Raw genomic sequence first — 1,534 nt, 5'->3', positions numbered from 1 at the left:
CGGTGATGACCGCGTTCTTTTGCCGTCGCAGCGGAATGCCGCCGAACCTGGCGACCAGTGGTCTGCTGCCTTTCCCACGTTCAACGATGGCTTCGAAGCACGTGCGTGGTCCGTGTGGTGTCTGGATTTTGGCCTTGTGCCTGGCCGCGATCCTACGGACCGACGTGTGGTGCTTGGAGGCCAGCGTTTTGAGCATGGAGGTCAGCATGACCCACCGCAGCCGGTGTAGTCGTCGGACATCACCGGCGAGCAGGTAGTACTGGACGACGCCTCGGTACTCGGCTCCGTAGATCCGCACGATGTCGTGGTCGCTGAAGTTGATCACTTGGGAGCGGCGCGCGGGTTTGCCGCGCTTGGAGTAGAGGGCGATCTTGGCCTTGATCATCGATGTCGGCACGTGCAAGCTGATCGCTCCGTTCACTGCGCGTTGGCCGCGTTTGGTGCGCTGCTTGTCGTCGTGCTGCACGCTGATCTCATAGCCGAGGAAACGCGCCCTACTGGTACGGGCGTGGGTGATCAGCGTCTTGCTCTGGGACAGTTCCAGCTTGAGATCCTCGCGCAGGAACGTCGTCAGTCGCTGTTTGATTTCCTCGGCCTCGGCCTTGGGTCCGGTGAACCCGAGCAGGTGGTCATCGCAGTACCGCACATACCGGAGCCGCCGATATTCGGGGTCGTGGGTGTCCGAGCTCGGCAGCGTGCGCATCCGATCGCGAAGCTGCCGGGTCTCCTCACGATCCCCGCGGCGACGGGCTCGTGCGAGCGCGTTGGCCACCTTCAGGTAGGCAGGGTTGCGGGCCCTGCGTGCGCCTCGGGTGTATTCCGGGATCAGAACCGTCTCGACGAATTCATCCAGCCGGTGCAGATAGATGTTGGACAGGACGGGGGATGCGCAGCCGCCCTGCGGCGCGCCGCTGAGGGTGGCGTTGAATACCCAGTCCTCCAGATATCCGGCTTGGAGCATGTTGCGCAGCAGCCGCAGGAACCGGTTATCGCGGATCTTTCCCGACAGGATCTCGATCATCCGGTGATGTTCCAATGATCCGAAGCAGTCGGCGATGTCTCCCTCGATGAACCATGTCGTCCCGGCCCAGGTGTTGGCCACCTCGCGCAGGGCGGTGTGGCACCCCCGGTTGGGCCGGAACCCGTGAGACCGGTCGGAGAACCTCGGCTCGTAGTACGCCTCTAACAACAGGCGCACCACCTCACCGACGAGCTTGTCCGACCACGTCGGCAGGCCGAGCGGGCGCAACTTCCCATTTTTCTTGGGAATGTAGGTCCGCCTGGCCGGGCTGAACCGGTAGCGCTCGTGGCGCATCGCATCGATGATGCGGTCGATCTTCGCCCGCGACATGCCGTCCACGGTCTCCCGCGTGGTTCCTGGCGTCATCGACCCTTTGTTGGAGTAGATGCGGCCATAAGCCAGCAGATATATCTGCGGGTTGAACAGTTGTCGATACAGTTCGGTGCACGGCAGCCCTTTCCTGCCGCGTTCACGCAGGACACCCAGCACCGTCTCGGCGCTCTGCATTTCGCA

The 1,534-nt window shown here is 63.0% G+C and carries 1 protein-coding gene; it reads right to left on the bottom strand.

Features of this window, described 5'->3' with window-relative positions:
- On the bottom strand, positions 1-1,528 hold a 1,528-nt coding region (locus tag VXC91_RS45410), incomplete at its 3' end, for a reverse transcriptase/maturase family protein (RefSeq protein WP_329513179.1).
- Positions 1,529-1,534: the final 6 nt, after the last annotated feature.

Source organism: Streptomyces chiangmaiensis (genome assembly GCF_036281785.1).
Taxonomy (GTDB): Bacteria; Actinomycetota; Actinomycetes; order Streptomycetales; family Streptomycetaceae; genus Streptomyces; species Streptomyces chiangmaiensis.
This window is presented reverse-complemented; position numbering and strand designations above follow the sequence as displayed.